Source organism: Methanoregula sp. (assembly GCF_023227875.1).
Taxonomy (GTDB): domain Archaea; phylum Halobacteriota; class Methanomicrobia; order Methanomicrobiales; family Methanospirillaceae; genus Methanoregula.
Genome location: NZ_JALOCH010000003.1, coordinates 165,358 through 189,460, shown reverse-complemented (window position 1 = coordinate 189,460; position 24,103 = coordinate 165,358). Strand labels below are relative to the sequence as shown.

Below are 24,103 nucleotides of genomic sequence, written 5' to 3'. Positions count from 1 at the left end.
TCATGATGGACAACAAGACTTTCATTATTGCCGGTATTATTGTCGCACTGCTCATCGGAGGAATTGCAGTCTTTATGGCATCCGGAGATCCTGACGGCCTTGAAAGCACAGCGCTTGTTGTGCAGGGACAAAAGGATCTTACCGGGGCTACACCGGAAGATGCAGAGATCCACGAAGACTTAACCGGAAAATTCTCCTACTCATCTCCCATGCCGGATTACTCTCTTGGCGAATCTTTCGGATCACTTGGAGGTCTCATCGCGATTATCGTCGGTACATTCCTTGCAGTCATCGTAGTGCTCGGGCTTGCGTACGGCATCAAGCTGGCTGGTAAACCAACCAAGTGAAACCAATAGCATTTTACCTTTTTTCACCCAATTTCCTATACTCATGCACCTTATCGAAACCCGCAATCTCTGCTATATCTATCCTGGAGAAGTCAAAGCGCTTCACAATATCAATTTCATTGCCCCGAGGAATGCCCGTATCGCGGTAATCGGATCGAATGGTGCAGGAAAGAGTACCCTGTTCAAGCACTTCAACGGGATCTTCAAACCCACCTCAGGTTCCGTACTGGTCCGTGGGGAACCCATCACCAAGCAGAACACCAAGGAGATCCGGAAATTCGTCGGTATCGTCTTCCAGAACCCGGATGACCAGATCTTCGCCCCAACCGTTGAGCAGGACGTGGCATTCGGCCCTGTTAACCTCGGGCTTGATCCCGAGACAATCCACCACCGGGTGCACGAAGCACTCAGGGTCGTGGGAATCGAGCACCTTGCGAACCGTGTCCCCCACCACCTGAGCGGGGGCGAGAAGAAACGGGTTGCGATTGCCGGGGTGATCGCAATGGAACCCGAGGTGCTGGTTCTCGATGAACCAAATGCAGGACTCGATCCGCGTGGTGTTGCTGATCTCAATACGTTCATCAACTCGCTCTCGAAGAAATACGGGATGACCGTCATCTTCTCCACCCATGATGTCGGGCTCGTGCCGGAGATTGCGGATTACATCTATGTCATGGACAAGGGACGGATTGTTGCCAGCGGGACGGTTGACGAGATCTTTATCCAGCCGGATATGCTGAAATCCGTTCGGCTGGATGTTCCGGTCATTCCGAAACTTCTCAAATCGCTCCAGGAGAACGGCGTGGACGTTTCAATGGCATATACCTACGCAGATGCAGAGGCCGCCCTGCTCCGCTCATTCGGCAAATAACCATGATCGAAAGTCTTTTTCAGATAGAACGTGATGCCAACAGGGACAGCGTCATCCACCGGATCGATGCCCGGGTCAAGATCGCCATTGCATTCGCTGCCATCATCGCGCTTGTGGCTGTTCCATACTCGACAATGATCTATACGGTCGGGGCTATTTTCTTTGCATTTTTCTGCATCCTCTGGTGCTTTACCGGGCTGTCCCCGTTAGTCTTTGTAAAACGTGCACTCGCAATCATACCGCTCTGGGGAGTCATCATCTTCTTCCAGATCTTCTTAAAGAACAAGTATTACACTACCTATGACGTGGTCCTGAGCCTCCCCTTCGGGATCAATATCTATGCCCAGTCCATCGAGTTTGCGTTCATCCTGCTCGTCAAGTTCGCGGTCTGTATTTCGTTCATCATCCTGCTCTCTTCGACAACCAAGATGCAGGACATGCTCGAAGGCGGGGCCCGTATGGGCCTTCCTGCCGAGTTTGCCCTAGCCCTCGGGATGATGATCCGCTACCTCTTTGTATTCGGGTATATGTTCCGCAAGATGAACGAGACATTGAAGACCAAATGTTTCGACGCCTTTGACCGCCACCTCTCCTACCGGTACCGGCTCCGCCAGCTCGGCTATATGATCGGTACGATGTTCATCCGGTCCTACGAGCAGGGTGAGCGGGTCTATACCAGTATGCTGTGCAGGGGGTATGGCAGGGAAAGTTTCCTCTTTGTGGAAAGAAAGTCCCTGAAGGGACCGGAGTGGGCATTCCTCTCCTTCTCACTCCTCTTCATCATTGTCGTACCGGTTGCAGTCTGGTTCGGCCAGTACCGTTTTTTCTGATTGTGCCGGCCGGAACGTTTTAGCCCTCCTGCCACCATCATCTTCTCATGGAGCACCCGTTCGGTCATGGATTTGTAACGAGCATTACCCTGATCGCAATGCACTTTGCCCTGCCACCGGATCAGGCCTGGCACGGTGCCGGCGATCATGTTGAAGGCCTTGTCCTGCCGGAGAAATTCCGTGGAACTGAAGTCGAAGAACTCACGACCCTGCTCCGGAAGAAAGTGATCTGGCACCAGCCGGGTTCGATGGACAAGGAGGATGCCCGGGAAGTGTTCTTCACCCTAAAGCGGCTCGTAGTTGCCATTGATCATGAACTTGGGATCGGGGATGCGGAGATCGGGGAATTTAGGTAAGCGGGATCTCCATGGATTTCCTCTATCTCCTGATACGGTAACAGGGCATGAAAAACTGTTTTTTCCTGACGGTCAGATTAAAATAGAATCATTTATTTGTCAACGTGGTTACATTTACATGATATAATAATCATTGTATGTGCGGTGAAGAACACGTGACGGAACGATTAACCCTTGCACTTGTTGCAATTGCCCTGTTTACCCTTCTGGCAGTCATGCCGGTATTGGCAGAATCTAACCTGACTGATGAACAGATAGCTGCCATCATGGCCGCCAGGCCTTACATTATGGTCATGACAGCCGGCGACCAGAACTACGACGTCGGCGAGACGATCGAGTTCTTCGGCAACAACACCATATCCGATATGACCTACCTGTTCATTACCGGACCCGGCCTGCCCGAAGATGGCGCACAGATCAACAACCCGGACCCGGCACATTCGCCCCTCGAAAACGACAACCCTGCCTCCTACCAGCAGGTAAGTGTCAAGAGCGACCACACCTGGTCCTGGAAGTGGGACACCACCAACTATGTACTTGAAAGCGGTATTTACCGCATCCATGCAGTACCCCGACTTTACGACAAGGACCAGATTACTCCAACCGGCACGGCCCTGATCACCATCAAAAAATCCGCTGGATCAGCAACTTCAACCACGGCAACACCAACCCTGTCCGGAAACGAAAAGACCGTCCTCCCGGGCGCAGTCACCATCATCGCAGCCGGTAACCAGAACTACAACCTCGGCGACGAGATCGAGTTCAAGGGTACCAACACCGGGACCTGGAAGACCTACCTGTTCATTGTCGGACCCAACCTGAAGAGCGCTGGTTCACAGATCCAGCGGGCAGACCCCGGGAACTATGCAGTCCAGAACAATGATACGACCTCATTCAAGTCCATTGATGTCAACGGTGACCACACCTGGTCATGGAAGTGGGGGACTGCACACTATGCACTCGATGCAGGCACCTACACCATCTACGCAGTAAGCCAGCCCTACGACAAGGAAAACCTTGCAAACGCAGCATACGGCACGGTTTCAATCACCATCGGGAAGCCGCTCGAATCAGCAACCACATCCCCGTCAACTGCAATACCGACAACAACTACAATAGTGACAATTACTACAATAGCAACCCCAAATCCGTCAGCCCCCATCACGGCCCCGACAAAGTCGCCCGGCTTCGGTACCCTTGTTGCCCTGATCGGCCTCGGAGCAGTTGCATTCATTGCCATACGCAGGCACTAAAACCAGAATCTGAACATCCTTTTTCTGCACGGAACCTGGGTAGCTGACAACCCTGTTCTTCTGGAAGGTGATCTGGCACCAGCGATGCCGGTATGGGTAAGTTCCGGTAAGATCATCCCCTAAAAATCGTAAAAAAATATTTTTCATATAATCACTGTCACAGCGCCTTTTCTCTGAATGGAAAAAATACCGGGTTTCACGCCTGAAAACAGAGCACCACGCTTATATGGTCATGACGCCAATAATACATGTGAAAATTCTCTCGCAATTTTATCAGTTTTTTAACGGAGGTTTTACTTGACAGACACGTACGATGCATCACACATCACCGTGCTCGAAGGGCTCACCCCGGTCCGCGAGCGTCCGGCGATGTACATTGGCAGCACCGATACCCGCGGACTGCACCACCTCGTTTACGAAGTCGTGGATAACTCGATCGATGAGGCCCTTGCCGGGTACTGCAGCCGTATTTCCGTGGTCATCAACCGGGACGGCTCCCTCATGGTCGAGGACAACGGCCGGGGCATCCCGGTCGACCGTATGGAGAAGAACGGCAAGAGTGCTCTCGAGGTCGTCTTAACGGTCCTGCACGCAGGTGGAAAATTCGACAAGGAGTCCTACCAGGTATCAGGAGGTCTCCACGGTGTCGGTGTCTCGGTGGTCAATGCCCTCTCCAACTGGCTCTCCGCCCACGTGTACCGCGACGGCAATGTCTACGAGATGCGGTTTGCCCAGGGCAAAATGACCTCTGCGCTCACGACACGGGAAGAGACCTTAAGCGAACTGATTGCCCGGTACAAGCAGTGGTACGGCGCAACGGCGCAATTCACCCCCGATGATGTCCCGGACCAGGCCCCCACGCCAGGCCAGACCGCCCTCTCCTCCGCATACATCATCGATCCCGGCAGGAGCGACGAGGAGAACCGTCGCGTCTTCCTTGAGCAGTTCAGTAAGAAGATGTCCGGTACCCGGATCCATTTTGTCCCGGATGCCACCATCTTCGAGACCACCACCTTCGACTACGATGTCCTTGCCCACCGCATGCGGGAACTCGCGTTCCTCAACGCAGGGCTCACGATTACCATTACTGATGAACGGACCAGTGACTCCGCCACCTATTGTTACGCAGGGGGGCTTGTCGAGTTCGTGAAATACTTAAACGACGGTGCCGACTGCCTCCACCCGGTCCCGATCGATATCACCAAAAAGGATCCCGAGAACAAGCTCGAGCTCGAGATCGCACTCCAGTACACAACCGCATACGACGAGAAGATCTACAGTTACGTCAACTCGGTCAATACCCGCGAGGGCGGCACCCACCTTGAGGGGTTCCGCAGCGCCATCACCCGTACCATCAATACAGTTGCAAAGCGGAACGGCCTCATCAAGGAGAACTCCACGATCACCCTCCGCGGCGAGGATGTAAGGGAAGGCCTCACCTCCGTGGTCTCGGTCAAGATGGCCAACCCCCAGTTCGAGGGACAGACCAAGATGCGCCTCGGGAACAGCAGCGTCAAGGGTATTGTCGACTCGCTCGTGTACGCAGCGCTCAGCGAATATTTCGACGAGAACCCGAACGTACTGAAGACCATTATCGAGAAGGCGCTCTCCGCGGCAAAGGCACGCGAGGCTGCCCGTAACGCAAGAGACCTTGCCCGGCGCAAGAGCACGCTCGAAAGTGGCGGCCTCCCGGGAAAACTCGCGGACTGTTCCGAGCGTGACCCGGCAAAATCCGAGATCTATATCGTGGAAGGAGACTCTGCAGGCGGCTCGGCCAAGGGCGGACGGGACCGGAAGTTCCAGGCAATCCTTCCCCTCCGGGGTAAGATCCTCAACGTGGAGAAAGCCGGCGAACACCAGATCTTAAAGAACGCAGAAATCCAGACGCTCCTCTCTGCCATCGGCACCGGGGTCGGAGAGAAGTTCGATGCCGAACGGGCACGCTACCACCATATCGTGATCATGACCGATGCCGATGTGGATGGGGCCCATATCCGGACGCTCCTCTTGACATTCTTCTACCGCTACATGCCCAAACTTATCGAGCTGGGATACGTGTACATCGCCCAGCCGCCTCTCTTCCGGATCTGGAAAGGGAAAGAGGAACATTACGTGTACAAGGAAGAGGAGATGCAGAAAGTATCCGCGGCCATGGGGGAGAAAGGCGTCTCCGTCCAGCGGTACAAGGGTCTTGGTGAGATGAACGCCCAGCAGCTCTGGGACACGACCATGGATCCCGCACACCGTATCTTCCGCCAGGTGAACATCGAGGATGCGTATGAGGCAAACGAGATCTTCAAGACCCTGATGGGAAAGGATGTTGAGATCAGGAAGAATTTCATTACCCGCCATGCAAAGGAGGTGACCAACCTTGACATCTGATAAGACCCTCCCGGCAGGCACTCCCGAGACCCACCGTGTCGAGCCGATCAGCATCGAACAGGAGATGAAGACGTCCTTCATCAATTACGCGATGTCGGTCATCATCAGCCGTGCCATCCCCGATGTGAGGGACGGCCTCAAGCCGGTCCACCGCCGTTCGCTTTACGGCATGTGGGACATGGGCAACACGAGCGACAAACCCACAAGGAAGAGCGCGAGGGTGGTCGGTGACGTCATGGGTAAGTACCACCCCCATGGTGACTCTTCCATTTACGATACCATCGTCAAGATGGCCCAGCCCTTCAGTTACCGCCACATGCTCGTACAGGGGCAGGGCAACTTCGGTTCCATCGACGGCGATTCTGCGGCAGCAAGCAGGTACACCGAAGTGAGGCTCTTCCCGTACGCCGAAGCGCTCCTCGAAGACCTCGACAAGGACACCGTGAAGTTCCAGCCAAACTACGACGAGTCGCTGCAGGAACCAACCGTACTTCCGGCAAAGATCCCGAACCTGCTCGTCAACGGCACGGACGGTATCGCGGTCGGTATGGCAACCAAGATGCCCCCGCACAACCTGCGGGAAGTCTGTGACGCGGTCGAGCACTACCTCGACAACCCGGAAATTTCTGTTGAAGAACTGGTGCGTATCATGCCCGGTCCGGACTTCCCGACCGGCGGCGTCATGATGGGCGTCGAAGGCGTGAGGAACTACTATGAGACCGGGCATGGCCGGGTCATTATCCGCGGTGTTGCGACCATCGAGGAGTCCGAGGGCGGGAACCGGGGCGACCGGATCATCGTCACCGAACTCCCGTACCAGATCAACAAGGCCCAGTGGATCTCAGGGATTGCCGACATGGTCAAGGACAAGAAGATCGATGGCATCTCAGATATCCGCGACGAGTCCGACAAGGATGGCATACGGGTCGTCTTCGAGCTCCGCAAGGGCACGATGTCGCCGGTCATCCTGAATAACCTGTACAAGAACACGGCGCTCGAGTCCGGCTTCTCGGTCTCGAACATTGTCATTGTCGACAACCAGCCCAAGACCCTCAACCTGCACGGGCTTCTTAACAACTTCGTCCACCACCGGATGGAGATTATCCGGCGCAGGTCCGAGTTTGACTTAAAGAAAGCGCAGGACAAGGTCCATATCTTAAACGGCCTCCTGATTGCCCTCTCGAAAATCGACGCGATCATCAAGGCCATCCGTGCATCCGACACGGTCGACACTGCCCGGAATGCCCTCATTTCCCAGTTCGGGCTTGACGAACCGCAGGCAAATGCGATCCTCCAGATGCAGCTGCGTCGTCTCGCAGCGCTCGAACAGAAGAAGATTACAGACGAGAAGAGCGACCTCGAAAAGGAGATCACCCGGCTCAACACCATCCTCTCGAGCGAGGCTAACATCAAGGACGAGATCCGGCGCGAGACAAAGGAGATCGCCACAAAGTTCGGCGACAAGCGCCGGACCCAGATCGCGCTCGACACGAGCGACCTCTCCACCGAGGACCTCATCGAGGACAAGACGGTGCTCGTCTCCATCACCTCGGCGAACTACATCAAGCGCATGGACATCGACACCTACCGCAAGCAGCGCCGCGGCGGCCATGGTATAACCGGCATGACTACAAAGGAGGAGGATGTCGTCGACTCGGTCTTCATCGCCAGCATGAAGGACTACCTCCTCTGCTTCACGAACCTCGGCCGGGTCTACTGGCTCAAGGTGTACCAGATCCCCGAAAGTTCACGGATAGCGAAGGGCAAGCCGATCGTCAACCTCCTCAACCTCAAGGAGGAAGTGGTCACGACCGTCATCCCGATCCGCGAGTTCCGCGAAGACCAGTTCCTCATCTTTGCCACGAAGTTCGGGCAGGCGATCAAGGTCCACCTCGACGAGTTCTCCAACCCCCGTTCCACCGGGACCAACGCGATCAAGCTCAAGGAGAAGGACCAGCTCGTTGACGTGATCCTGACGGACGGCAACAACGAGCTGATCCTGACCACCCGGTTCGGCCAGAGCCTCCGGTTCCACGAGGAGAGCATCCGCATTGTCGGCCGGAATGCGCAGGGTGTCCGGGGCATGAAACTCAAAGGCGATGACACGATCGTTGCTGTCACGCTCTTGGCAAAGGACCACCTCCTCACGATCTCCGATGTCGGGTTTGGCAAGCGGAGCGAGTTCGACGAGTTCCGCGGGCATGGCCGGGGCACGATGGGTGTCCGGAACATGCTGCTCGAACGCGATGCCGTTGTTATCGAATCACGGGCGGTTTCCGACACGGACGAGATCATTGCCATGACCGCAGAGGGCGTCGTCATCCGTACCCCGGTCAGCGAGTTCCGGATCATCGGGCGGGGCACCAAAGGTGTCCGGGTGATGCGCCTCGACGACAAGGACAAGATCGTAGGTATTGCCATTCTCACTGAGGAGATGGCCAACGGGCCAGAAATCGCAGATCCGGAAAAACCGGAAGAGTAATTTTTTCGTTTTCTTTTTTGGCAGTAACTTTCGTATCCTTTATCTGTCCGGCCTCCGACATCCCTGTCAGGGGACTTCCATGTACCGGAAAGAGCTGCATGTCACTTCGGAACGCGAAGGGGATATCATCGACCTGACTCAGGAGGTCAGGAAGGCCGTAAAGGAGAGCGGCGTAAAGGAAGGGTTTGTCCATCTCTTTGCGCAACATTCAACCGCCGCGCTCACCACCATCGAGTACGAACCTGGCGTCATCTCGGATATGCAGAGGGCATTATCCGTCATTGCCCCGGACACGATCCCGTATGCGCATAACACCCGGTGGGGGGACGGGAACGGGAGGTCCCACGTGAAGGCGGCACTGGTCGGCCCGTCGCTCACAGTACCGGTGGCAAACGGGGAGCTGATGGCCGGCACATGGCAGCAGATCGTGCTGCTCGAATTGGACGTGAACGCAGGCCGGACGCGGACGGTTATCTGCAGCGTCACCGGGGAGTGACCTCATGAGCAACGATGACCTGAAGCAGAGTGTGATCCGGAAATGTGCGGAACTCGATATTCCCCTCGTGGGTTTTGCTCCCGCGGACCGCTGGGACGTGCCATTGTTCGAACCGTGGGTGCCGGAGGAGTTCCGGCCGCGTTCGATCTACCCGGACACAAAGACGGTGATCGTCATCGGCATGCCGGTCAGCCTGCCGGTTGTGGATACTGCCCCGTCGATCTGGTACCATGAATTGTACAAGACGGTCAATGCCCTGCTGGACCAGAACGGGTACCGGATTGCATCCGGCCTTACTGCACGGCGGATTCCTTCCATCTGGATACCCCGTGACGGGTATGGCTCGATCAGCGTCCTGAAGGAAAAACCGGTTGCATTCTTCTCCCACCGGCATGCCGCGTTCCTTGCGGGACTGGGCAATTTCGGCATCAACAATGTGGTCCTCACGCCGGAATTCGGGCCCCGGGTCCGGTTTGCCTCGATCTTTACTACCGCAGAACTGACCCCGGACCCAATCATCACGGATCCGCTCTGCACCCACTGCATGAAATGCGTGGATGCCTGCCCGGTCAATGCCCTTGACAGCGATGAATACCCCGCCGGCCTGACCGACAAGAAGACCTGTGCCACCCGTTCGGAAGCGCTGAACAACCGGTTCATCTCACCCTGCGGGATCTGCATCAGGGTCTGCCCGGTCGGTGAGGACAGAAAACGCTACCAGCGGGAAGACACCTCAATATACGATGAAGCCGACAGCCGCCACGCTTCCCATCACCGTGCATGGAAACACGTGAGGTCATACGGAGGCCGGTAACATCGGGAAGATACCATCCGGATAATTCAGGGCAGTTTATATACAAACAGCCCGAAATCACGGATATGAAAGTCCTCACAGCGGGAGTTATTACAATTGCCATCCTTGCGGTACTATTCGCGGGATGTACCAGCCAGGCACCGGCATCATCGGGTGCCGTCACGCCGGTTGCCGCCGCACCGGCCACAACAACAAGCGTGGCCCCGGCATTTCCACCGCAGCTTGCGGGAGACTGGGTGCTGACAACGATGGGAGTCCAGGAGGGCACGGCAGTCACGTACCCGACAACTGAGATCACCCTTTCCTTCAGCTCTGACGGGAATGTCTCCGGTAACGGGGGATGCAACAACTATTTCGGACCATATACCCTGACCGGAACAACGACCACGAAAGGCAGCGGCATTACCATCGGGCCCATTGGTTCGACCAAGATGTACTGCACTGATTATTCCAAGCAGGAATCAACGTACTTCGAGATGCTGCAGGATGCGGCGGCGTATGATGCGGACTCGACCCTCCTTACACTTACCGGTTCGACCGGAGATGTGCTGGTGTTCAGGCCCCCATCCGCGATCCCGGTCCAGACCGAAGGCATGTTGCCGGCCTGATCTTTTTTTTTAATCAGATAGCGATTATATCCACCATACCAAGCCGGTCGCGCCAGCAATGGGACAGGAATGACCGTATCTCATGCAGGGGAGTAATTGCAAACGTGTCAGCTCACGGCGAATCTATGATCCGGATCCCCGGTGTCCCGTGGGGGGTTACATAAAAAACAGTGTAATTATTACGGCCTGATCTTTTCAGGAAACCGGATATTTTTAATCCAATAGTAATTAAAAGGATACTGGGTATTTTATACATTTACCAGAGGAGATCAGCGGATGGTTAACGATATCAGGGGAGAACACACGTATATCCCTTCACCGGTAACTGCATTCACGGAGGTGAGGGAAGCCAATGGTGAACCTCCTGTCATCTCTGTTCTCTACGTTGATGACGAACACGCCCTTCTTGAGCCAACAAAACTATCCCTGGAGAAGCGGGGGAATATTTCGGTCGATACATCCACCAGTGCACGGGAAGCGCTGGAAAAAATGCAGACACGGACCTACGATGTCATCATTTCCGACTACCAGATGCCCCGGATGAACGGCATTGAGTTCCTGAAACAGTTACGGGAGAGCGGCAACCTCATCCCGTTCATCATTTTTACCGGTAAGGGCCGCGAGGATGCCGTGATCGAGGCGTACGACGCCGGTGCGGATTTCTACCTGGCGAAGGGTGGCAACCCGAAAGCGATGTTCCTGGATCTCACCAACAAGGTCGTGCAGAGCGTTACCCGGCGCAGGGCCGAAAAGGCACTCCGGGAGAGCGAAGAGCGGTACCGGAAGGTCATGGAGCAGAGCCATGACGCCATCTTCATTGTCCGGGGATCGAACTTTATATTTGTCAATAACCGGGTCTCTGTGATCTCCGGTTATTCGAAACCGGAACTCTACAAGATGGAGATCTGGGACCTCCTCCACCCGGATGACCGGGACCGCGTGATGGAAATATCCCGGAGCCGGGCCGCGGGAGGATCCACTCCGCCCACGTACGAGACACGTGTCATTGTCAAAAGCGGCGAAGTGCGGTATCTTGAGTTTGCCGTCACGAACGTTGTATCGGACGGTGAAAATGCACTCCTGTGTTCAGTACGGGATATCACGGAACGGAAAGAATCGGAAGAAGCACTCCGGAAAAGTGAAGAAAAATACCGGAACATTTTCACCACGTTCGATGATCTCTACTACCAGACAGATATGGAAGGAAACATCGTCACATTATCACCATCATGCAGAAAGATCACGGGGTGGGATCCCTCCGAACTGATCGGCCTCCGGGTACAGAATCTTTACCCGTTCCCGGAACAGAGAAAACTGCTTCTCGATAAGATGTTTGCCGATGGCGCAGTCAAAGACTTTGAAGTAATCCTGAAGAATAAGACAGGCACTCACCTGAATGTATCGGTGACCAGCCATGTCGTTCACGATACGTCGGGAAATCCGGTAGCTATTGAGGGAACGCTGCGTGATATCACAGAACGGAAGCAGGTAGAGGAAGCGCTTGCTGCAAGCGAGGATAAGTACCGGACCCTTGCCGATTTCCTTCCGGTGATGGTATTCGAAGCCGGTCTCGACGGGAGATTGACATTTACCAACCGCCTTGCCTACCCGACATTCGGCATCAATCCAGCCGACATAACATCGGGAACCAGCTTTATGGATTATATCGTTCCTGAGGAACACCGCATTGCACAGGAGAACATGCAGAAGGTGCTCCGGGATGAAGAACGGGAGTCCAGTGAATACACCATGATGCGGAAAGATGGCAGCCGTTTTCCGGGAATGATCAAGGCCAGTACGGTCATTGACAAGAAAACCGGCACCATTTCCGGGATCAGGGGCGTGATCATCGATCTGACAGAACGCAACCTGAAAGATGAAGCATTGCGACAGAGCGAGATCAGTTATCACGGATTATTCAATGCAGTCAAGGACGCAATCTGTATCCTTGATGAGACATGCTCATTTATTGATGCCAACAAGGGTGCCGAAGACATGTTCGGGTATCCCCACAAATTTTTTGTGGGAGACATTCTTGACCGGATTTCTGCCCATGGCCGTAATGACCTCGCGCAGGTGAAGGAACAGGTGAACAGGGCATTCCATGAGGGGCCCCGGCAGTTTGAGTTCTGGGCACGAAGAAGCAACGGAAGTGAGATTCTTACCGATGTCCGTGCATACAAGGGGACATACTTTGGCAAGGATGTTGTCATCGTTCTTGCGGTCGATATCACCGACCGGAAGCGTGCCGAGGAGGCCCTGCAGAAGGCATATGACGGACTCGAACAGAAGGTCGCGGAGCGGACCCGCAAGCTGAGCGAACTGACGATTAACCTGCAGAATGAGATCGCCGAGCGCAACCGCATCATGGAGGCGCTTGCCGCAAGCGAGGAGAAATACCGGTCCCTCGTGGAACAGATCGGAGATATTGTCTTCCATATGGACCAGGACGGGATCATCACGTATGTCAGCCCGCATGTCCAGGCAATGCTGGGGATAAGCAGCGAGCACTTCCCGAAGATCGATGTGTTCGACCTGGCATCTCCGGTATACCGGGATACCATAGCAAAATTAATTGATCCGGCGCTTGCTTCCCACGGGCCGGTCTCAGGTCTCGAGATCGAGATACCGGTTTTTTCACCTGGCGAGAGAAGGATATATGAAGTGAACGCCAGACCGACGTATGATAAAAACGGGACGTACTCTGGGTATTCCGGAATCGCCCGGGATATCACCGAACGCAAGAACCTTCAGAATGAAGTGGCCGCCTCGCTCAAAGAGAAAGAGATTTTGTTAAAGGAGATCCATCACCGGGTAAAAAACAACATGCAGATCATCTCAAGCCTCCTGAGCCTGCAGGCAAAACTGATGAAGGATGAACCAAGCCGGGATGCGATCCTGGAGAGCCAGACCCGGGTCATGTCCATTGCCCTGGTCCACGAGAAGTTATACCAGTCCAAGAGTTTCGCTGAGATTGACTACAACGATTACTTAAAGAAGATCGCTGATAACCTGCTCCAGTCCTACGGGATACCCCGGGGGAAGATCCGTATTGAAATTCACGCGGACAAGATTGTCCTCCCGATCAGCAAGGCGATACCCATCAGCCTGATAATCAACGAGATGCTCTCAAATTCGCTGAAATATGCGTTCCCGGGCGAGCGTACCGGGGTGATTGTCGTGGACGTGCAAAAAGCCGGTGATAAGTATACCCTCATTGTCAGGGACAACGGGATCGGGCTTCCCGTAGAGATCGACCTTGAGCATATCGAGACCCTGGGGCTCCAGCTGGTGAACTCGCTTGTTGCGCAGATCCTCGGCACGATTACCCTGGACCGCAACGGGGGAACAGAATTCCGGATAGATTTTACCCTTGAACCTGCCGGGGGGGAGACGGTATGAGTGACGTGAATATCCTGATTGTTGAAGATGAAGCCGTAACCAGCATGGATATCAGAAAAAGCCTGCTCGAACTGGGTTATTCCGTTTGTGCCGTCGCCACAACGGGAGAACTCGCCGTGAAGAAGGCAGGCGAACTGCACCCGGACCTCATCCTCATGGATATCATGCTCGCCGGTAAAATGAACGGTATCGAAGCGGCAGAGGAGATCAAAAAACAGTACCGCATCCCCGTGGTCTACCTCACGGCATACAGCGACGACAGTTTCCTTGCCAAGGCGAAACTCACCGAACCCTTCGGGTACATCCTCAAACCGTTCCGGGAACTGGAACTCAAGACAACCATCGAGATGGCACTGTACAAATTTGCCATGGAACATGCGCTCCGCATCAGCGAGGAGACGACCCGCGTGCTGCTCAATGCCACGGAGGATTTCCTGTTTTTGATCGACACCAAGGGCCGGTTCCTGGCCGTGAACCAGGCCCTGGCCCGGAGGGCCGGCAAAGACATCGCGGGGTTCGTTGGATCGGATATATCGGACCTCGTCACGCACGGGTTCATATCACCCCGCATGGCGGCCTGGAACCTGAACCCCACCCAGAAAAAACCGATCCATTTCCAGGAAGAGTTCCGGAACAACTGGTATGATACCTCGATATACCCGGTCACCAGCCCCGGGGGGGATATCGTATTGTTTGCGGTCTCGGTCAGGAATATCACGGACAGCAAGAAGACTGAAGAACAATCACGGCAGAATGAGGAGTTCTTCCGCTCGCTTATCGAGGAGACATCCGATATCATCTCCGTACTGAACAAGGACGGGACGATCCGGCACGAGAGCCCGTCCATCACCCGGTCGCTCGGTTTTGAACCGGCCATCCTTATGGGAAAATTGTTTTCCGATCTTGTTCACGAAGATAATGTGCCAGAATTCAACAGGCTCCTCACCGAGATCCTTGAAACACCGGGCATGGTCCGGCCCATACGACTGAAAATGAAAAATACGACGGGGACCCCGACGGTCATGGAAGGGATCATCAGCAACCTGTACGGGAACCCTGTCATCGACGGGATCATCATCAACGGCTGGATCCGGGCGGAATGTTAAGTCCCGGTAACCACGGCCATATCAGGGAATACCGGACCTCCCCTTTTCCCTGTATATGGGAAGATTAAACAAAAAAAATCAATAAAAAGGTGGTCCGTGTCCTTGTGAGTCAGGCTGTTTTCGGGATCGCTTTTATCGATTTTGCATAAAAGAAACCCACGATACCAAAGGTGATCACCGGGGAGACCCAGAACGGGATGTGGACACCGAAACTGTCCAGGATCATGATGATGCCGAGGAAGAGAATGGAGTACATGGCGCCATTCTTGAGATAGAGATATTTTTTGATATTATCGATGTTCCGTATCGTCAGTTCCCGAACAACAAACGCCCCGAGACCGTTTCCGATCAGGATCAGGGGCACGGCCATCGTGAACGCAAACGCCCCGATAACCCCATCGATCGAGAAGGTGGCATCGATCACTTCGAGATAAAAGATCTTGCTGAGATCCGACATGTCGCCGTGAAGCATCTCCATCTCGGCCTTTTCGGCATTCTGCCGGAACCCGTGGACAATGAAGAAGGCTGTGGACCCGACGACCGCACCGAACGCAACCATGGTGTTGTAGCCGAGGGCGATCCAGACCAGGGCTGCAAGGATTATCGAGACTACCGCAAAGAACCAGACACCTTTGCTGACAAAGAACCGCTCGCCCTTAAGGCCGAAGTTCTTGTCTTCGAGGAAAAGCCAGTGCAAGAAGAGGAAGAGGAGGAACGTCCCCCCGCCCATCAGGAGGACGGGTGCGGACTGTTCAATAGCGGCGATCACCAGCGGGTCGCTGGAGAACGTGGCCATGAATGCGCCGACGGGGCCGAGAGACGGCGCAGAGAGCCAGACGATCAGCCACGGGAGGAGGCCGCGAATGGCAAAGACCGCAAAGATCAGGCCCCAGAGCAGGAACCAGCGCTTCGCCCGCTCGCTCATCGTCGAGAGCACTTCGGCGTTGATGATCGCGTTGTCGATGCTCGTGATCGTCTCAAAGAGACAGAGCCCCGCGATGATCAGCACAATGGAGAGGATGTCCATGAATCAGGATCATATGGGGTTTGCCCGGGTAATAACAGTATTCCGTCCCGGTCGCCTGCACGATGAGCCCGCCGTAAGGAACGGCAGAGGTAAACCCATCACCTATTTCTGGTGCCGAAGAAGACATGTATCATCAGGCTGTACGGGATGACAGGCACCGGAAAAACCCTTGAACACGTCGAAGCGGACCATGCAGAGAGGGAGATCCGCGAGATCGCGGAGCGGATGCAGTCCGCCCGGACCAAAGGCGACCTGGGCATCATCGTCACGCACGAGGTACAGAAATATTCCCTGTTCGACCTCCAGATCATCGGGGGAAAACTCAACACCGAGATCGAGAGACTACCCCCGTCGTACCGGGACGCCATCCGCCCCTGCTTCCGCGAACAGCTCTTCGGAAAACACCACCTCCTGCTTGCAATGTACCGCAGCAGGGCGTTTGAACGGCTCACGACACCCATCCACGACCGGGAGCGCTTCGACGAATTCTGCGGGATGGTGCCTAATGGGACGTTTGCATGGGATGACTCCAGCGAACGGAACCCCTACTTCAGGAATCCGAAGAACCGCCTCTTCTATTACCTGATTGCCGCGTTCACCATGTTCGTCATGGAGGAACCGGGGCACCCGGTGGGCATGCCGTTCCCCGGGGGGTTCAAAGTGGAGCAGCGGGGACGGGACTATTACTGCCTGATCCGGGACAAGGAGAAAGAGATCTTTTATTCCATCTGCAACTTCTGCCCCGCACTCCAGAGCGAGGAGCCCGGCACGGGAGAACATCTATCATAGAATGACAGCCCGGTGAGAGAAAGCATATCCCGTCCTGCCAGACAAATGTACCCATGTCAGAAAATCACGGGGTACTGTATCCCCTTGCCCTCTTCAAGCAGCGGTACGTCCGGGGGTCTTCGTGGACCCAGATTGTGCTCAACTTCGGTATCATTACCGCGAATGCAAAACTCTTCGAGGACTTCTTCTACATCCATCTCGGGCTGACCCTGCCCATGGTTATTGCTCTCTCGGTACCCTGTTACATCATCATCTGTTATCTCATCGGGTACTATGACGAGAAGAGCGGGTTCTGGCAGATCGAGAACAACCTGAGCTACCGTGTCACGCCCTACTCGGAAGAAATGCTGACAAATATCCGCGAGATCAAGGAACATCTCAGGAAGAACAGCTGAGGGAACGACCGTCACGCGCAGGTATTACAGAATTCTATCATACGTTTGAATGCCGGTATGCGGCAAAAAAAACAGAAATTTTCTTCTTTTAATCCAGCGGGATCGTCTCCAGTTGCGACACGAGTTCCCAGATCCGTGTCCGTGCATGGATGGGCATATTGGGATCATTGGAGATCTCATCGATCTTTGAGATGGCTTCCGCGGCGCGCAGTCCCATCGCCTTGGAATTATTCGTGAGCAGCGTCCGGGTCTCATCAGCAACGCGCCGGATATTTCTCGGTATTGAACCGTCCTCCTGGATGTGCTGCAGCATCAGGATACAGTTTTCCATGGTCTTTTCTGCTGTTGGCATAGTATCGCCTACCTGTGTACCTGTAGTTAATATGCGGAACCGACATATATACTTTAAATATTGATCAGACGGTGACCCCATGGCTCCACGAAAAGAAGACGAGATAATGGCTGAATGCCTCCTCAAAGGGGGGAAAATGCTTGAAAAGACCTGCAAGACCTGTGGCTGCCCGCTCTTTGACGTCAAGGGCAAGACGCTCTGCGTTGTCTGTGCAGAGAACGAGACGGCGGCAAAACCTGCCAAGGGTGCAGCTGCTCATGCTGCCGCGGAGCCCCACGTCCATCACCATGAGCACGGCGCCGGTTGCGGGTGCGGCGTGGACCATGACGAGGAGTCCTGCACATGTGGCGATGACGAGGAGGGGGGTATGCTGGCCGAGGAGATCGCAATGACGATCCATTCCCTCTGCGAACGGGTCCACAACGAGAGGGACCCGGAGAATGTCCTTGCCCTCATGCAGGCAGTGAAGGCCGGGACCGAGTCGCTCGAGATTTTGTGCCGGTTGTAAGGATCGTTCCCGATCCTCTCTTTTTTTTTTGGTTTTTTTTAAGAGTTCGCTACGATTGATCCACGTCCGGATGGGAGCCCTCTCGTCCATTATGGTCATCGGCCATTCTGCCGGGCCGCTCGTCACCGGTATCATCATCACCATTGCCGGTTACACGCAGGGGTTCTTTGCAGGCTTTGTCCCTGCTCTTGTCGTTGCCGGTATCTTTACGGTGCCGGTAAGGGACCGGAGCGGGAACATTGCCCATTAAAGGGGGGGTCACCCCTCCTCTTTTCCTGTGCCGGATCCGGCGCAGGGGACCCCCCCTCGTACTAAGGGAGGGGTGGGTACCCCTATGGGTACGGGAGGGGGTACCACCCCCCCTGGCCCGCTCCGGTCTTCCGCATGAAAGACATCCTGTCAGACGTAGACTCCAGAAGAACTGCAACTGGCGTACGTGTAAAAGCAGAGGGGGGTACCCCCTCCGGGCATGGCAGGGGTGGGTGGGGGTCCCCGGTTTTAGGGTTTGATCTGGCACCGCAAGGACCCCTCGCTCTGAGAGAGGGGTGGGTACCCCCATAGCATGGGAGGGGGGGTTACCCCACCGTGTTCGTGCCATCCGGTTTATAAAAACATGACTCTTACGTCGGAGGTTCCCCATGTACCACAGTATCAGCAGGTTCAGGGGAGGGGGGTACCCCCTACCCGTACGCTCTCCGGCACAACTCAAAGATCTTCTGCGCCGTCTTCTCCCCAATCCCCGGAACCGCAACCAGCTCCTCCATAGAAGCATTAACCACAGCCTGCACCGACCCGAAGTGCGCCAACAATAACCGGGCGTTCCGGAGACCAATCTCCGGGAACGCCGAAACGACATATTCCTGTTCCTCCTTCAGCGAACGCTGGGACTTGTGCGGGTGTACCTTGCGCTCGCCCCGTTCGCCCTCCTCACGTTTCGCGATGACATAGAGCATCTGGGCGGTGTCCTGCTCGTCCTTCGTGAAGATGAGCGAGATGCCCATGTCAATGGTGATGGCAGCGAGCACACCCCGGATCGCATTCGGGTGGATGTCCCGCTGGGTGTAAAGATCCGCTCCCTCAACGATCAATACCGGGCGCGGGGCAACATCGGCCATCTCTTTGAGCTGCCCAAGCAGGTCGCGGTTGATGAGGGTGTCGGCGAAATCCCGCGAGGTCTTGCGCTCGATGAGGATACGGTCGCCGACGGCATAATCCCCGTGTGGCAGGCGTTCGAGCCGGATCGCTGCCCCCATGGTGGAGAGGACCTCGACAACTTTTGAGGAGGTCTCGCGGTCATCGATGACTATTTTCACACCCTGCGGGGTGAACTCCTCGATGCTGGCCTGATCTGCGATGATCGGGGTCTCCCGCGGGGATGAGAGCACCGTGTTCAGCGTCCGCATGCTCTTGTGCATCATCTTCTCCTTGGCCGTGCTGACGTGGCGGAAGACTTCGTCCGACGTGCCTTTGGTGATAAGGACAACAACCCGCCCTGCACCCGACCGTCCGGTCCTCCCTTTGCGCTGGATCGATCGGATCTCGGACGGGACTGCCTCGTAGAAGATCACGAGGTCGGTGGAGGGGACGTCAAGGCCCTCCTCTCCCACGGACGTGGCAACAAGGACTTTGAACTCCCCTTCACGGAACCTGGTCAGGGCCGCGATCTGTTTCTTCTGCGAAAGCCCCTTCTCCGCATCCTTGGTCGCCTGCCCGACAAAGCGTTCGCTTACGATCCCGTGTTTCGCAAGGTAGTCCACGAGGAGCTGCACGGTGTCCCGGTAGGTCGCAAAGATGATGATCCGGCTGTCGGGCGAATCCGCGAGCTGTTGTTTCACGAGGCCGAGGGCGACTTCGGGCTTGGGGTGAAGCTCGTGCGTCCATTCAACCGAGCGTTCGAAAAGTTCGCGGAACGAATGGTCCTGTACAAGCCGCTGGCTGGCCTTGCTGCCCCCCGCTCCCGTACCCTCTGCATACAGCTTGGCAAGATATCCTTTCAGCACCTCGCTCCCCTGCGACTCCGCGAGGGTGACCGCGTGCTTGAGTTTCATCAGCTCCGCATACACCGATGCCGCCGAAAACGCAGCCGAATCGCGGTTCGCGATCCGCTGCTGGATCTGGGCATTGATGGCGGAAAGTTCCCGCATGGAGAGCTTCTCCCGTTTCGGCACCGTGAAATGGAGTGATGCAAGGATGGCGAGCCGGTCGTCAGTGAGGGCATTGATCGTCTGGATCGCTGCCTTGAGATCGGGAGGGAGATTAATATTGATGTATTCGAGCTCCCGCTCAAAGACGTACGGCCGCACGTCCGCATCGTTCTCCGTGCGGGTCTCCACGTGTTCGATCCCGAGATTCGCGCAGACTTCCTGTACCTTCTCCTGTACACCACCCGGGGACGCGGTCATCGCGAGGAGGAGCGGTTTGTCCGCGGTCGCGAGATACCGCTGGGCGAGGAAGACATAGGCATAGTTGCCGACCGCCCGGTGGCACTCGTCAACAATGAGGAGGGACACATCCGCAAGCGTGTATCGCCCGGCAATGATATCGTTCTTGATGACCTGCGGGGTGGCGAGGATCACCGTTGCCCGGTTCCAGTCAGCGGTCCGCTCCTCGGGAGGGGCTTCTCCGGTGAACATGACAAATGGCGAGGCATCGGAACCTTCGGGGCTCTTTGCCAACAGGTACTTCTCGAAATACCGGAGGTGCTGCTCCACGAGAGGTTTTGTCGGGGCAAGCATCAGCACCCTGCCGCCCTCATTGTAGAGCCGGGACGCGGCAACGAGCAGGGCAACGGCAGTTTTGCCAAGACCCGTGGGGAGGATCACCATGGTGTTCCCGTCCAGCGCCTTCATCGCTATGGAGAGTTGGTACTCCCGCTTCTCGATGGCGTCCGGTTTGATGAGGGGGTGGCTGATGAAGTTCATTGGTTGGTGAGAGATTTGGTGCCGGTGGGTAATAAGGGGATTGTGCGGAGAGGAAAAGTAGAATAATAAATTGCATTGTGGATTACAGGGATATAATTACGGGATATCCCAAATTGGCCACAGAGTTATGAGCCTTCCCACCCCCTTCCGGGGTCGCTCGGCCGCCTCTTCGGGGCCTCGCTGGGCAGATTATCTAATAGGAAAAGTGAAGGCAATTGAGGCCGCCGCGGGGAGGCAATCGTCGCATCAGCGATGATTGACTGGAGAAGAATCCATCAGGATTCTGCGACTTCGCCCTTCGGGGCACCGAATTCCGCAGGAATGAGATGGCGAGAAGACTCTTCAGGTTCGTTGAGGCGGCGGCAGCCATCGCAAAGGGGGTATGGGGGCATCAGCCCCCATCATCATTCTTAACAGAATGGGAACGTTAGTTCTCATTTCTATATCTGAAGAATAGTCAAAAAAATATTGAGATATTATTGGAGCGACGCAAACGTAACGCTCCCTTCCACAAGAGCACCAATCGTCTCCGGCAGCTTATCAATCGCAATCCGCACCTGCTTCATGCTGTCCCGGTCGCGGAGCGTAACGGTATTGTTCTCCTTCGTATCGTAATCAACGGTAACAGCGAACGGTGTCCCGATCTCATCCTGCCTCCGGTAGCGCCGGCCGATTGCCCCCGAGTCATCGTACTCCGCGAGGATCCCGGCCTTATGCAGTTTCCGGGTAATCTCATCGGCGATAGTATCGAGACCGTCCCGCGTCATTAAAGGAAAAACCGCAACCTGTACCGGGGCTACCTTCGGGGAAAAACGCATGACCGTACGCTTCTCGCCATCGGCCTCATCCTCATCGTAGGCCTGTTCGAGCACCGCGTAGCACATCCGGTCGATACCGTACGAGGGTTCGATCACGTGCGGGACGATGTCCTCGCCCCGGATATCCACGACCTCGTCGCGGACTTCGAAGAGATCCGCGGGGATATGGATCTTCTCGCCATCGACAACGACATCAGCACCATCAGCGGTGGGAGTTGAATTCCCGAGTGCCTCGAAGATCGCCTTCGCCTTGTTCCGGTACTGTTTCCCGAGCACACCCATGTTGGGGATGATCCGCCGGCGCTGTACCTTCTTCGGCTCAGCGTACTGGATGAAGACCGTCATCGGGGTACCGCTCTCCTTTGCATGGGCGTTGAGGTCGTAATTGGTGCGGTCGGCGAGGCCCACGGTCTCGATCCAGCCGAAACGGTCGGACAGGATCTCGGCGTCCCAGCAGTCCGTTGCGTAATGCGCCCGCTCATCGGGGAGGTGCTGCCGGAACCGGAGGCGTTCCGGTTTTATCCCGATGGAGACGAGCAGCTCGTGGGTCAGGGCCACGTAGTAGGCGAGGTATTCGTTTGCGATAACGCCCTTGTCCACGGCCTCCCGCATCGAGAGGGAAACGGCCTCTTCGCATTTCTGCTGCTGGCCATAGGTCAGGAGCGGCATCCGGTAATCCGCGTACCGGTGGAACGTGGGGTGACGGTTCTTCTCGTCCGGGTGGACGAAGATCTCAGCCTCTGCCTGCGTGAACTCGCGGAGCCGGATCATACCCTGCCGGGGGGAGATCTCATTCCGGTAAGATTTGCCGATCTGGACGGCGCCGAACGGGAGCTTGTCGCGGTAGAACCGGAGGAGCCGGGAAAAGTCAACGAACATGCCCTGTGCAGTCTCGGGACGGAGGTAGCCGACCCGTTTCGTGTCCGGGCCAATGGAGGTCTTGAACATCAGGTTGAACCCGAAGACCTCGACATTCCCAAGCACCTCTTCGCAGGCAAGGCACTTGCAGGTGGCAAGGGCGGTTGCGAGATCCTGGTTACCCATGGTGGACGCATTCTTTACCCCTCCACCTTCAGCCACATGGTCTGCTCTCAGGAACTCCCTGCAGTGCGGGCACTGGCACATCTTGTCAGCGAACCCGGCAACGTGGCCGGAGGCGATAAAGACGGCCTCCTGTGCGATCGTGGGGCATTCGATCTCGTAGTACCCTTCACGGATGACGTAAAAATCCCGCCAGATATTCTCGATCCGCCGCTTCATCATTGCGCCCAGCGGCCCGTAATCGATGAACCCTGCAACAGCGCCGTAACACTCGGAGGTTGGCCAGATAAAACCCCTGCGTTTTGCAAGTTCCATCACGTTCTCAAAGACATCGCTCATGGTGATCACGAATTCGTTCTAATACTGTTGAACGACTGGCGACAAAAAGACTCTGATAAAAATGTGCACCGGGACATGAACCTGTGAGCACACGTTTGCGATCATTCTCTATTCCATCAGCTCATTACCGGGTCCCCCGGGAGTACCGGCGATTCTCCCCGGATTGCACAATCAGGTTCCTTTTCGATCGAAACTGGTACAAAAAAACCACAATGGCTTAAAGGATTTAAAACCAATTTATACGTCTTTTGGTCAAACAACGCGTAAAGATAGCATTAAATAGTTGGTAAAGTATTGTATATCCTAATCCCAATACGGGGTATGCAATGACCGAAGACAAACGTAAAGCACACCTTCTGAAACTCTTCAGTTCCATGTCGGGCAAGACCAAGATCGTCGAGCCCATGAAAAATATCCATGGTACCTTAAGAGACAGTGACGCAATAGAACGCGAGGTCGCTCTCGTCATGAGAGAGATCACGGAACAGGGGATCTTCAAGACCTCCTTAAAACCGATCCAGCTGGCAAAACTCGTCACCTCATTCTATGCAGACAAGAATGACACCGAGATTGCACGCGAACTCGGGGACGAGAAACTGTCAAAGACGGTGGCACGGGCACGGGTACGGCTCAAGCTCTTCCGGGAACTTGACTTCAAGATGCCCTTTGACAAGGAACAGATGGAGGAACTCGTCGAGTCCGGGAAGACCATGAAAGAAGTATCCGAAGAGCTGGGCGTAAGCCCCTCGACCCTCAGGGAATACCGGCACGTAATCGAGGAGCAGGAAGACCCGACCATCGACCCCTATATCGACCGCATCCGCGATGTGATGGAAGACCGGGACCTCTCGGAGCAGATGACCCGGAGCGCCACTGCCGACAGCCTCGGTGATTCCATCGATATCACTGAAGCTGAACTGATCGATGTGACATAAGGGCTCGTTTCCCCGGCCGGCAAGCCCCCTT

The 24,103-nt window shown here is 55.5% G+C and carries 21 protein-coding genes; 17 read left to right on the top strand and 4 right to left on the bottom strand.

What is annotated here, in order from left to right; all coding sequences use genetic code 11:
- Nucleotides 1–2 precede the first annotated feature (2 nt).
- The 12 genes from M0R30_RS04715 to M0R30_RS04660 all read left to right on the top strand — a co-directional run bounded on the left by M0R30_RS04715 (nucleotide 3) and on the right by M0R30_RS04660 (nucleotide 14,947).
- Nucleotides 3–347: a PDGLE domain-containing protein gene (locus M0R30_RS04715; RefSeq protein WP_292543978.1), complete on the top strand. Its 345-nt coding sequence runs from the start codon at nucleotides 3–5 to the stop codon at nucleotides 345–347.
- Between the two features lie 43 nt (nucleotides 348–390).
- Nucleotides 391–1,218, top strand: a complete 828-nt coding sequence (locus tag M0R30_RS04710) for an ATP-binding cassette domain-containing protein (RefSeq protein WP_292543975.1) — start codon at nucleotides 391–393, stop codon at nucleotides 1,216–1,218.
- A 2-nt stretch (nucleotides 1,219–1,220) separates the two neighbouring features.
- Nucleotides 1,221–2,048, top strand: a complete 828-nt coding sequence (locus M0R30_RS04705; RefSeq protein ID WP_292543973.1) for an energy-coupling factor transporter transmembrane component T — start codon at nucleotides 1,221–1,223, stop codon at nucleotides 2,046–2,048.
- A 47-nt stretch (nucleotides 2,049–2,095) separates the two neighbouring features.
- The gene (locus M0R30_RS04700) at nucleotides 2,096–2,404 is read left to right on the top strand and encodes a hypothetical protein (RefSeq protein ID WP_292543971.1); all 309 of its coding nucleotides are present in this window, start codon (nucleotides 2,096–2,098) and stop codon (nucleotides 2,402–2,404) included.
- A gap of 155 nt (nucleotides 2,405–2,559) precedes the next feature.
- The gene (locus M0R30_RS04695; RefSeq protein WP_292543968.1) at nucleotides 2,560–3,657 is read left to right on the top strand and encodes a PGF-CTERM sorting domain-containing protein; all 1,098 of its coding nucleotides are present in this window, start codon (nucleotides 2,560–2,562) and stop codon (nucleotides 3,655–3,657) included.
- Between the two features lie 297 nt (nucleotides 3,658–3,954).
- A complete protein-coding gene (locus M0R30_RS04690; protein ID WP_292543966.1) occupies nucleotides 3,955–6,039 on the top strand; it encodes a DNA topoisomerase subunit B in 2,085 nt (694 codons plus the stop codon).
- A complete protein-coding gene (gene gyrA, locus M0R30_RS04685) occupies nucleotides 6,029–8,521 on the top strand; it encodes a DNA gyrase subunit A (RefSeq protein WP_292543965.1) in 2,493 nt (830 codons plus the stop codon). Before M0R30_RS04690 ends, gyrA begins: the two co-directional genes overlap by 11 nt.
- Nucleotides 8,522–8,600: 79 nt before the next feature.
- Nucleotides 8,601–9,017, top strand: coding sequence for a secondary thiamine-phosphate synthase enzyme YjbQ (locus M0R30_RS04680; RefSeq protein ID WP_292543963.1), 417 nt, complete (start codon nucleotides 8,601–8,603; stop codon nucleotides 9,015–9,017).
- A 4-nt stretch (nucleotides 9,018–9,021) separates the two neighbouring features.
- Entirely contained in the window at nucleotides 9,022–9,831 is an 810-nt protein-coding gene (locus M0R30_RS04675; RefSeq protein WP_292543960.1) for a 4Fe-4S dicluster domain-containing protein, read from the top strand.
- Nucleotides 9,832–9,896: 65 nt separating this feature from the next.
- Entirely contained in the window at nucleotides 9,897–10,439 is a 543-nt protein-coding gene (locus tag M0R30_RS04670) for an META domain-containing protein (RefSeq protein ID WP_292543958.1), read from the top strand.
- A gap of 276 nt (nucleotides 10,440–10,715) precedes the next feature.
- Nucleotides 10,716–13,841 carry a response regulator gene (locus M0R30_RS04665; RefSeq protein WP_292543956.1) on the top strand — a complete coding sequence of 1,042 codons (3,126 nt, stop codon included), beginning with the start codon at nucleotides 10,716–10,718 and terminating at the stop codon, nucleotides 13,839–13,841.
- Entirely contained in the window at nucleotides 13,838–14,947 is a 1,110-nt protein-coding gene (locus M0R30_RS04660) for a response regulator (RefSeq protein ID WP_292543954.1), read from the top strand. Before M0R30_RS04665 ends, M0R30_RS04660 begins: the two co-directional genes overlap by 4 nt.
- 109 nt (nucleotides 14,948–15,056) lie before the next feature.
- Here M0R30_RS04660 and M0R30_RS04655 read toward each other — a convergent pair whose 3' ends face one another.
- Complete coding sequence (locus M0R30_RS04655; protein ID WP_292543952.1) at nucleotides 15,057–15,974, bottom strand: DUF475 domain-containing protein; 918 nt, start codon at nucleotides 15,972–15,974, stop codon at nucleotides 15,057–15,059.
- Between the two features lie 111 nt (nucleotides 15,975–16,085).
- Between M0R30_RS04655 and M0R30_RS04650 the strand changes: the two genes are divergently transcribed.
- Entirely contained in the window at nucleotides 16,086–16,763 is a 678-nt protein-coding gene (locus M0R30_RS04650; protein ID WP_292543950.1) for a DUF2115 domain-containing protein, read from the top strand.
- A gap of 53 nt (nucleotides 16,764–16,816) precedes the next feature.
- Nucleotides 16,817–17,158 (top strand): hypothetical protein, encoded by a 342-nt coding sequence (locus M0R30_RS04645; RefSeq protein WP_292543948.1) that lies wholly within the window; start codon nucleotides 16,817–16,819, stop codon nucleotides 17,156–17,158.
- 88 nt (nucleotides 17,159–17,246) lie between these two features.
- On the opposite strand, the gene M0R30_RS04640 is transcribed toward M0R30_RS04645, so the two are convergent.
- Nucleotides 17,247–17,510: a UPF0147 family protein gene (locus M0R30_RS04640; RefSeq protein ID WP_292543946.1), complete on the bottom strand. Its 264-nt coding sequence runs from the start codon at nucleotides 17,508–17,510 to the stop codon at nucleotides 17,247–17,249.
- Between the two features lie 79 nt (nucleotides 17,511–17,589).
- On the opposite strand from M0R30_RS04640, the gene M0R30_RS04635 reads away from it, so the two are divergent.
- Entirely contained in the window at nucleotides 17,590–18,018 is a 429-nt protein-coding gene (locus tag M0R30_RS04635) for an Sjogren's syndrome/scleroderma autoantigen 1 family protein (protein ID WP_292543943.1), read from the top strand.
- A 55-nt stretch (nucleotides 18,019–18,073) separates the two neighbouring features.
- On the top strand, nucleotides 18,074–18,268 hold the full coding sequence (locus tag M0R30_RS04630) for a hypothetical protein (RefSeq protein WP_292543940.1): 195 nt from the start codon (nucleotides 18,074–18,076) through the stop codon (nucleotides 18,266–18,268).
- A 430-nt stretch (nucleotides 18,269–18,698) separates the two neighbouring features.
- Here the strand turns inward: M0R30_RS04630 and M0R30_RS04625 are convergent, their stop codons facing one another.
- Nucleotides 18,699–20,939 (bottom strand): DEAD/DEAH box helicase, encoded by a 2,241-nt coding sequence (locus M0R30_RS04625; protein WP_292543938.1) that lies wholly within the window; start codon nucleotides 20,937–20,939, stop codon nucleotides 18,699–18,701.
- A gap of 476 nt (nucleotides 20,940–21,415) precedes the next feature.
- Nucleotides 21,416–23,137 (bottom strand): glycine--tRNA ligase, encoded by a 1,722-nt coding sequence (glyS, locus tag M0R30_RS04620; RefSeq protein ID WP_292543935.1) that lies wholly within the window; start codon nucleotides 23,135–23,137, stop codon nucleotides 21,416–21,418.
- A 326-nt stretch (nucleotides 23,138–23,463) separates the two neighbouring features.
- Here glyS and M0R30_RS04615 point away from each other — a divergent pair, with 326 nt between their 5' ends.
- Nucleotides 23,464–24,072, top strand: a complete 609-nt coding sequence (locus M0R30_RS04615; RefSeq protein WP_292543933.1) for a response regulator receiver protein — start codon at nucleotides 23,464–23,466, stop codon at nucleotides 24,070–24,072.
- Nucleotides 24,073–24,103: the final 31 nt, after the last annotated feature.